This window comes from Stenotrophomonas sp. YJH_SMC_122 (assembly GCF_059369535.1).
In genome coordinates this window covers 332,675-341,947 of record NZ_JCAFST010000003.1, presented here as the reverse complement: position 1 = coordinate 341,947, position 9,273 = coordinate 332,675, and the positions used below count along the sequence as shown (strand labels likewise).

The following is a 9,273-nucleotide window of genomic DNA, read 5'->3' as shown; positions in this document are numbered from 1 at the left end:
CCTGGTAGTGCCGGCCGCTGGCCGGCAACTACGCGATGAAGACCCCGCAGGCAGCCGGCCAGCGGCCGGCTCTACCGGAACAGCAATCAAGCAAAGGCCAGATGTGTGGCTGGCAGGCCAACGCCGCCCCGGCGGCGAAATGAAAAAAGGGGCGGGTCCGCAAGGATCCGCCCCTTCCTGGTAGTGCCGGCCGCTGGCCGGCAACCACGCGATGAAGACCCAGCGCGCAGCCGGCCAACGGCCGGCTCTACCGGAATGCCTGTCAGCTGTCCTTTTTCGCCGCCATCGCCGCGGCCAGTTCCGCCTTGAATTCCTCGAAGGTCTGGCCCTTCTCTTTCGCTTCGGCGCGCGCGGCGTCGCGCAGCGCATCGGAGTACATCAGGCGCACCGGCGTACCGTTGCGCTCGTGCAGTTCACCGGCCTGCATGATCAGCGCCAGTACCTGTGCGGCGGAGTCACTGTGGCCGGCGATACGGCCGTCCATGCCCAGCACCCATTCGCCGTCGCGGCGCACGACACCGGCCAGCAGGGTGCGCTGCGCGTCGCGCAGTTCGGCATGCGGCTCCACCGGCGAGGCCTGGGCAGCGGCCTTGTTGGCGGCCTGCTTTTCCTGGCGACGGCGCTGGTCGCGGCGGGTCTTGGAGCTGGTGGACATGGTGCAATACCGCTGCGAGGGGGGCGCAAGGATAACGCACCCCACCCGCCACGCCGCTTCACACCCGCTCAATCCAGCACTTTGCCGTGCCGCCAATAGCCCATGAAGGTGATCGCGCGGCGGTCCAGCCCGCAGTCGCGGACCAGATGGCGACGGATCGCCATCACCGCCCCCGCCTCGCCTGCCACCCAGGCATACAGCGGCCCGGCCACGCTGGCATCGGCCTGTTCCCAGAGGATCTGCGTATCGACGTCGATCTCCTCCGGCGCATCGCCGGCAGCCACGCCCGAGGCGGCTGCCAGCCGCGCCTGCACCGCCTGCAACAGAGGCGCCCCGTACGCCGCGCGCCCGCGCGGCAGCCAGACCAGCTCGGCGGTAGCCGGTGCCTTCAGCGGCACCGCGTCGCCGGCCTGCGCCACTTCCAGCAGGGCCAGCGTACGCGGCGGATCCACCATGGCCGCCAGTTCCTCAAGAATGCCAGCCACCGCCGGTAGCGCGGTTTCATCGGCCACCAGCAGCACCTGGCCGACGCCGGCCGGCGGCCTCCATTCCCAACCTTCGCTGCTGTCGGCGCAGTCGGCATCGGGAGCCAGCAACAACACGCGGTCGCCGGGGCGTGCATGGATGGCCCAGCGCGAGGCCGGCCCGGTCTCGCCATGCAGCACGAAATCAACATCGACCTCGCCCAGCTCTGCACGCAGCTGGCGGATGGTGTAGGTGCGCATCGGCGGGCGCTGATCGTCCGGCAGCGCCCGGTAGCGCGGATACCAGTCCTCGCCGCACGGCACCTGCGGCAGGTCCTGGCCAGGCAAGGGGAAAAACACCTTGATGCGCTGGTCCGGGCCTCCGGTCTTCATCCGTGCCACGTCGGCACCGGTGAACACCATGCGGTCCAGCGAAGGGGAAAGCACGCGGCGCTCCTTCAGCGCCACCTCGAACAGGCGGTAGGTCTGCTGCGCAGCCATGGGGGAACCTCATGCGACGACATCGGATCGGCTGGCTGTCGTGCATCCACGCACCGGCTGGCTGGAAGGCCCAGCCTAGTCCGGTCGTCCCCTGTCGCAAGCATTTCGGGCATCGCGGCCTGCCCTACCCCTGCACGCTGCTCAATGGCCCGTGCAGGCCGCCTGCGCCGCGCGTTCACGCCGGTGTTCCCAGTACCAGAACACGAAGCCGGCGCCGAAGAACGCCGCCTGGCCCAGCGCCAGGTGCAGTGGGCTGCCGCTCAGCAGTGGTGACACCACGCCGGCCACCACGGTGCTGATCATCAGCTGCACGAAGGCCTGCAGCGACGAGGCCAGGCCGCGCTGATGCGGGTACATGTCCAGCACCGCCAGCGCCAGGATCGGGAAGATCAGTGCCATGCCCATGCCACCCAGGAAGATCGGCAGTACCGCCCATGGCAGCACGAACTGTGGCGACAGCACCACGTAGCCGACGTTCAGCAGCACCGACAGCGCGCACAGGCCGAAACCAATGGAGACCTGGCGGGTGGGCGTGGTGTGCCCGGCCATGCGCCCGGACAGGAACGAGCCGGTGGTCATGCCGCCGATGGTGGGGATGAACAGCCACGCAAAGCCGCCCTCGCCCAGGTGCAGGTGCTGCATCACGAACACCGGCGCCGAGGAGATGTACAGGAAGATTCCACCAAAGCCGATGCTGCCGGCCAGCGCCAGGCGCAGGAAGCGCGGGTTGAAGCCGATGCGCACGTAATCACGCATCAGCACGCGCGGCGACAACGGCACGCGCGCTTCGACCGGATGGGTCTCGGGCAGGTAGCGTGCAGTGGCCGCCAGCAGGACCAGCGCGAACACCACCAGGAACCAGAAGATCAGCGGCCACCCCGCGCCGCTGAGCAGGATCCAGCCACCGATGATCGGCGCGATGGCCGGGGCGATGCCGAACAGCATCGACACCTGGCTCATCAGCCGCTGCGCGTCATGGCCGTGGTACAGGTCGCGGATCACCGCGCGGCCGACGATCATGCCGACACCCGCCGACAGGCCCTGCAGCGCACGGAACGCCAGCAGCGTGGTCAGGTCGGTGGACAGTGCGCAGCCCACCGAGGCGCCGACGAACACCACCAGGCCACCGAGGATCACCCGCTTGCGGCCCCAGGCGTCGGACAGCGGACCGTGCGCCAGGCTCATCAGGCCGTAGAACAGCAGGTAGACGCTGATGGTCTGCTGCACCGCCACCTCGTCCACCGCCAGGCGCCGGGCCAGCTGCGGGAAGGCCGGGAAGATGGTGTCGATCGAGAACGGGCCGAACATGGCCAGGCCGGCAAGCAGCAGGGCCATGCGGCGGGTGGAGGGAGCAACAGCGGCGGTCATGGGAAAGGCGTCCGGCAGGGCCATGCGTCGCACGCACGGCGGGCGCCGGTCCCCGTCTGCAGGGAGGGCGCCAGATGAATTCGGGTATCCGGCCATCATAGGTGGGGATTGCGCCCGATGCCATGCAGCGGTGCACAAAACGCATGGCCGGGCCATCGGCCATTCAGGCGCGGCGGCCGGCGCCGGGGGCGGCCGGCGGGCCCGCAACGGGCTATAATCGGCGGGCAACACGGTGGGAGAAGCGGAACACCGCTGCCGAAGGCGCAACGCCCGTAATCGCTCAGGCCCGATACCACCCGTAACAGAACTCTGGAGAGACCGGTTCGATCCGGCGCCGAAGGGGCACGAAGCCGCGGTTTTTCCGCGCTTCCAAACTCTCAGGCAAAAGGACAGAGGGGCGCCCCGCAGACCGCCGACCGGCGGCTTGTGCCCGTGCGTGTGCCCTTTCCTGACGGATCCTTCGCCATGTCCCAGAACACCCCTTCCCTGCGTGAGCTCGAGCACCACAATGCGTTCGTCGAGCGCCACATCGGCCCCAACGATGCCGAGATCGCGCAGATGCTCGACGTCGTCGGCCACGCGTCGCTGGATGCGATGACCGATGCCATCGTGCCGGCCAAGATCAAGTCGCCGGCACCGCTGGCGCTGCCGGAGTCGATGACCGAAGTGCAGGCACTGGCGAAGATCCGCGCGATCGCCGACAAGAACACCGTGCTGCGCAGCTTCATCGGCCAGGGCTACTACGGTACCCATACCCCGAACGTGATCCTGCGCAACATCCTGGAAAACCCGGCCTGGTACACCGCCTACACCCCGTACCAGGCCGAGATCTCGCAGGGCCGCATGGAAGCGCTGATCAACTTCCAGACCCTGTGCGCCGACCTCACCGGCATGGAAATCGCCAACGCCTCGCTGCTGGACGAAGCCACTGCCGCCGCCGAAGCGATGACGCTGGCCAAGCGTTCGGCCAAGTCGAAGTCGGACACCTTCTTCGTGCATGACGCCGTGCACCCGCAGACCCTGGAACTGCTGCGCACGCGCGCAGAACCGATGGGCATCGTGCTGCGCGTCGGCACCCCGGCCGAAGCACTGGAAGCGGAAGCCTTCGGCCTGCTGCTGCAGTACCCGGACACCTTCGGCCAGGTCGGCGACTACAAGGCGCTGGTTGATGCCGTGCACGCGCGCGGCGGCCTGGTGGCCGTGGCCACCGACCTGCTGGCACTGACCCTGCTGGCCGCCCCGGGCGAATGGGGCGCGGACATCGTGGTCGGCAACAGCCAGCGTTTCGGCGTGCCGTTCGGTTTCGGTGGCCCGCACGCCGCGTTCATGGCCTGCCGTGACGCCTACAAGCGCTCGATGCCGGGCCGCCTGATCGGTGTCTCCATCGATGCCCAGGGCAACCCGGCCTATCGCCTGACCCTGCAGACCCGCGAGCAGCACATCCGCCGCGAGAAGGCGACTTCGAACATCTGTACCGCACAGGTGCTGCTGGCGGTGATGGCCTCGATGTATGCGGTCTACCACGGTCCGGAAGGCCTGACCCGCATCGCCCGGCGCACCCACCGTCTGGCCTCGATCCTGGCTGCGGCACTGCGCAACGCCGGCGTGCAGGTCGGTGGCGACTTCTTCGACACCCTGCACATCACCGGCGTGCATGCCGATGAGATCCACGCCAAGGCACGCGCCGCCGGTTACAACCTGCGCGCGATCGACAGCGACTCGGTCGGCATCAGCCTGGACGAGACCGCCACCCGCGCCGACGTGGTCGCACTGGCCGCCGTGTTCGGCGCGCAGGCCGACGTCGACGCACTGGATGCCAGCACCGCCGACGCACTGCCGGCCGGCCTGCTGCGCCAGTCCGCGTTCCTGACCCATCCGGTGTTCAACACCCACCACAGCGAGCACGAACTGCTGCGCTACCTGCGTTCGCTGGCCGACAAGGATCTGGCGATGGACCGCACGATGATCCCGCTGGGCTCGTGCACCATGAAGCTCAACGCCACCGCCGAGATGATCCCGGTGACCTGGCCGGAGTTCTCGCAGATCCACCCGCTGGTGCCGGCCGACCAGGCGCTGGGCTACAAGGAACTGATCGACACGCTGGAAGCGATGCTGGTCGAATGCACCGGCTACGACGCGGTCAGCCTGCAGCCGAACTCCGGCGCGCAGGGCGAGTACGCCGGCCTGCTGGCGATCCGTGCCTACCACCGCTCGCGCGGCGAGGGCCATCGCGACATCTGCCTGATCCCGGATTCGGCGCACGGCACCAACCCGGCCTCGGCGCAGATGTGCGGCATGAAGGTCGTGGTGACCAAGACCGATGCCAACGGCAACGTCGACGTCGAGGACATCCGCCTCAACGCCGAGAAGTACAGCGACCGCCTGGCCGCGATCATGATGACCTACCCGTCCACGCACGGCGTGTTCGAGGAAGAGGTGGTCGAGATCTGCGAGATCATCCACAAGCACGGCGGCCAGGTGTACACCGACGGCGCCAACATGAACGCGCTGGTCGGCGTGGCCAAGCCGGGCAAGTGGGGTTCGGACGTATCGCACCTGAACCTGCACAAGACCTTCTGCATCCCGCACGGCGGTGGCGGCCCGGGCGTCGGCCCGTGCGCGGTCAAGGAGCACCTGGCGCCGTTCCTGCCGGGCAAGCTGGGTGACAACGGCCCGGTCGGCATGGTCAGCGCGGCCAGCTTCGGCAGCGCCTCGATCCTGCCGATCAGCTGGATGTACATCGCGATGATGGGCCGCGAAGGCCTGCGCAAGGCCACCCAGGTCGCGCAGCTCAACGCCAACTACATCGCCAAGCGCCTGGCCCCGCACTTCAAGACCCTGTACACCGGCCGCAACGGCCTGGTGGCGCACGAGTGCATCCTCGACGTGCGCCCGCTGGAGAAGACCAGCGGCATCGGCGCCGAGGACGTCGCCAAGCGCCTGATCGACTTCGGCTTCCACGCCCCGACCCTGAGCTTCCCGGTGGCCGGCACGCTGATGGTCGAGCCGACCGAGAGCGAGTCGCTGCACGAGCTGGACCGCTTCATCAACGCGATGATCCAGATCCGCGAGGAAATCAGCGCGATCGAAGACGGCCGCCTGGACCGCGAGGACAACCCGCTGAAGAACGCGCCGCACACCGCCACCGCGGTGACCGCCAGCGAGTGGACCCACGCCTACCCGCGTGAACTGGCCGCCTTCCCGCTGGCCAGCCTGAAGCAGAGCAAGTACTGGCCGCCGGTGGCGCGCGTGGACAACGTGTACGGCGACAAGAACGTGATGTGCGCCTGCATCCCGGTCGATGCCTACAAGGATGATGAAGTCGAGGCGTAAGCCTTCGATCCATCGAAAGTGAGAACGGCCCGCGCAAGCGGGCCGTTTTTTCAAGGGCGCGTGGACCAGGGTCCACACCCACGACAATCCGATCATGGGTCCGGCATCTGCCCCAGGCTCAGCTGCCACGACACCCCGAAGCGGTCCTGCACCCAGCCATAGCGGTTGCTGAAGTCGTAGTCGCCCACCGGCATCAACCAATGGCCCCCCTCGCCCAGCACGCGTGCCGCACGCTCGAACTGCTCGGCACCGGAACACTCGACGAACAGCGAGATCGACGGGCTGAAGGTGAAGTCGTGCACATCCAGGCTGTCGAAGCACAGGTAGTGGGTGCCACCGAGCAGGAAGATCGCCTGGCGGACCTGGCCGGGCACGCCGGCGCCGGCCCCCTCGGGGTGGCGTTGCAGGGCCAGCAGGCGGAAATCGGCGAAGGCTTCGGCGTACAGGGCCAGCGCGGCCTCGGCCTGGCCGGTGAACATCAGGAAGGGACGGCTGCGCAGCATGCGGTACTCCTGGTCGACGGGCCGCTGGCGGCCCACACGATCAAGATGGCACGGCGGATGTATGCCTGCTGTAGAGCCGAGCCCGCGCTCGGCTGGCGGCCACGCGAACAGCAGCCGACCGTCGGGTCGGCTCTACAGAACATTCGGCGACCGCAGCCGACCGTGGGGTCGGCTCTACAGCAGCAATCAGGCCTCGCGCATGCGCCGGGCGATGGCGCTGCCGGCAGCGATGGTGGCGGTCAGCGCCACCATCGACAGGAACTGCAGGCGGGTATGCGATTCACTCAGCAGCAGGCCGAAGATCAACGCGAGGATCGCCAGTGCGCAGCAGGTCAGCCACGGGAAACCGGCCATGCGGAACGGCAGCCGGGTACCCAGGCGATCGGCGCGGCGGCGCAGTACCAGCTGCGACACCAGCGACAGCGTCCACACCAGCAGGCAGGTGGAACCGACGATGTTCAGCAGCACCGGCAGCACCCGGTCCGGGAACAGCAGTTCCATCACCGTGGCCGCAAAGCCGAACAGCACGCTGGCCAGCACGGCGATGACCGGCACCTGCCGTGGATCGGTCCAGCCCAACACGGCCGGTGCTTCGCGGCGCTGCGCCAGCGAGTACATCATGCGCGAGGCGCCGTAGAGGTTGGCATTGAGCGCCGACAGCAGCGCGATCACCGCGATCAGGGTGATGGCGGTGCCGGCGCCCGGAATGCGCGCGATGTCCAGCACGGCGGCGAACGGCGACTTCAGTGCTTCGCTGGTCCACGGCACCACGGCGATGATCACGCTCAGCGAGCCGATGTAGAACACCAGGATGCGCCAGGCCACGGTACGGATGGCACGGGCGATGCTGCGTTCGGGATCTTCGGTTTCGGCCGCCGCAACGGCAACGATTTCGGTGCCACCGAAGGCAAAAACGACAACCAGCAGCGCCGCACCGATCCCGGCCAGGCCCTTCGGTGCGAAACCACCGTGTCCGGTGAAGTTGCTCAGGCCAGGTGAGGTCACCTGCGGCAGCCAGCCCATCAACAGTGCCACGCCGATGGCAATGAAGGCCAGGATCGCCGCCACTTTCAGGATGGCGAACCAGAATTCGAACTCGCCGAAGTTCTTCACCCCGAGCAGGTTGATCGCAGTGAAGAACAGCATGAAGGCCAATGCAGCCATCGGCACCGGCACCGCCGGCCAGACCGTCGCCAGCAGCCCGGCCGCACCCACCGCTTCGGCGGCGATCACGATCACCAGCTGCACCCACCACAACCAGCCGACCGTGGCGCCAGCGGTGGCGCCCATGGCATCGGCGGCGTACACCGAAAACGCGCCGCTGGTCGGTTTGGCCGCCGCCATCTCGCCCAGTGCGTTCATCACGATGATCACCAGCGCGCCAGCGACCAGATACGAGACCAGAACCGCCGGGCCGGCCGCCTGCACGCCCACGCCCGAACCGAGGAACAGGCCGGCGCCGATGGCACTGCCCAGGCCCATCATGATCAGCTGGCGGGGCTTGAGCGAATGTCCGAGGCGGGACGGCGAAGCGGTCGGAATCGAATTGGGCATCGGCGGGGCTGGCGGCGGGCTACAGGGGCGACACATTACCCTGTCCCATGCCCGCGGGGATAGGCACAGCGCAGCAGGCGGCTCAGGCCAGCGCCGGCTCGCCGACACTGCCACCAATGCGGGCACGGTAGGCGCGCGGCGAGAAACCGGTTTCAGCCTTGAACTTGCGGGTGAAGGCACTCTGGTCGCTGAAACCGCAGGCCTGGCCGATGCAGGCAATGCTGTCGTCGCCATGCAACAGGTGCATGGCCATCTGGATCCGCAGCCGGGTCAGCACCTGCTGCGGGGTCATCTGGAACACCTTGCGGAAACTGCGCTCCAGCTTGGACAGCGAAAAGCCGGTGATGTCCAGCAGGGTCTGCATGCGCACGTTCTCGGCGTAGTGCGCGTTGAGGTGGGCCAGGGCCAGCCGCAGCTGCTCGTACTGGGCGCCCAGGCTGTCCTTCTGGCCCAGGTCGCGGGAAATGCCGATCAGGCCCTCGATGGCGCCATCGACCAGCAGCGGGCGCTTGCAGGTCAGGCACCAGCCCGGTTCGCGGTTGGCGAACAGGTGCAGCTCCATCAGGTTCTCGATCACCTCGCCGGACAGCACGCGGGCGTCCTGGTCGACATAGTCCGCGCTGAGGCCGGTCGGGTAGATCTCGGCCGCCGTGCGCCCGATCACGTCCTTGCGCGCGCGCAGGCCCAGCCTTCGCAGCATGGTCTGGTTGACGTGGGTGTACCGCCCCTGGCGGTCCTTGATGAAGAACAGCACGTCCGGGATGGCGTCGAACAGGGCTTCGATGTCGGCGGGCTCGACTCGCATGGGGCAAGCATACCCGAGCCTGCTTTTGCCCGTGCGTTCACCTTTGCCGGACCTGGGTTTAACGGGTTCGGTTCCAGTGTCGTGGTTCCC

At 68.0% G+C, this 9,273-nt stretch carries 7 protein-coding genes and 1 riboswitch; of the genes, 1 reads left to right on the top strand and 6 read right to left on the bottom strand.

Annotation, left to right across the window (positions count from 1 at the left end):
* Nucleotides 1-262: 262 nt before the first annotated feature.
* The 3 genes from AC5P66_RS06860 to AC5P66_RS06850 all read right to left on the bottom strand — a co-directional run bounded on the left by AC5P66_RS06860 (nt 263) and on the right by AC5P66_RS06850 (nt 2,988).
* Nucleotides 263-655, bottom strand: coding sequence for a hypothetical protein (locus tag AC5P66_RS06860; protein ID WP_049411811.1), 393 nt, complete (start codon nt 653-655; stop codon nt 263-265).
* Between the two features lie 68 nt (nt 656-723).
* Nucleotides 724-1,620 (bottom strand): siderophore-interacting protein, encoded by an 897-nt coding sequence (locus tag AC5P66_RS06855; RefSeq protein ID WP_099494758.1) that lies wholly within the window; start codon nt 1,618-1,620, stop codon nt 724-726.
* Nucleotides 1,621-1,761: 141 nt separating this feature from the next.
* Nucleotides 1,762-2,988, bottom strand: coding sequence for a multidrug effflux MFS transporter (locus tag AC5P66_RS06850; protein WP_099487555.1), 1,227 nt, complete (start codon nt 2,986-2,988; stop codon nt 1,762-1,764).
* A gap of 299 nt (nt 2,989-3,287) precedes the next feature.
* Nucleotides 3,288-3,391: riboswitch (glycine riboswitch) on the top strand.
* 62 nt (nt 3,392-3,453) lie between these two features.
* Here AC5P66_RS06850 and gcvP point away from each other — a divergent pair.
* Nucleotides 3,454-6,321 (top strand): aminomethyl-transferring glycine dehydrogenase, encoded by a 2,868-nt coding sequence (gene gcvP, locus AC5P66_RS06845; RefSeq protein WP_049411804.1) that lies wholly within the window; start codon nt 3,454-3,456, stop codon nt 6,319-6,321.
* A gap of 92 nt (nt 6,322-6,413) precedes the next feature.
* Here gcvP and AC5P66_RS06840 read toward each other — a convergent pair whose 3' ends face one another.
* The 3 genes from AC5P66_RS06840 to AC5P66_RS06830 all read right to left on the bottom strand — a co-directional run bounded on the left by AC5P66_RS06840 (nt 6,414) and on the right by AC5P66_RS06830 (nt 9,183).
* Nucleotides 6,414-6,824 (bottom strand): VOC family protein, encoded by a 411-nt coding sequence (locus AC5P66_RS06840; protein ID WP_005418291.1) that lies wholly within the window; start codon nt 6,822-6,824, stop codon nt 6,414-6,416.
* Nucleotides 6,825-7,010: 186 nt separating this feature from the next.
* Complete coding sequence (locus AC5P66_RS06835; protein WP_049411799.1) at nt 7,011-8,378, bottom strand: amino acid permease; 1,368 nt, start codon at nt 8,376-8,378, stop codon at nt 7,011-7,013.
* Between the two features lie 82 nt (nt 8,379-8,460).
* Nucleotides 8,461-9,183, bottom strand: coding sequence for an AraC family transcriptional regulator (locus tag AC5P66_RS06830; protein ID WP_049411796.1), 723 nt, complete (start codon nt 9,181-9,183; stop codon nt 8,461-8,463).
* Nucleotides 9,184-9,273: the final 90 nt, after the last annotated feature.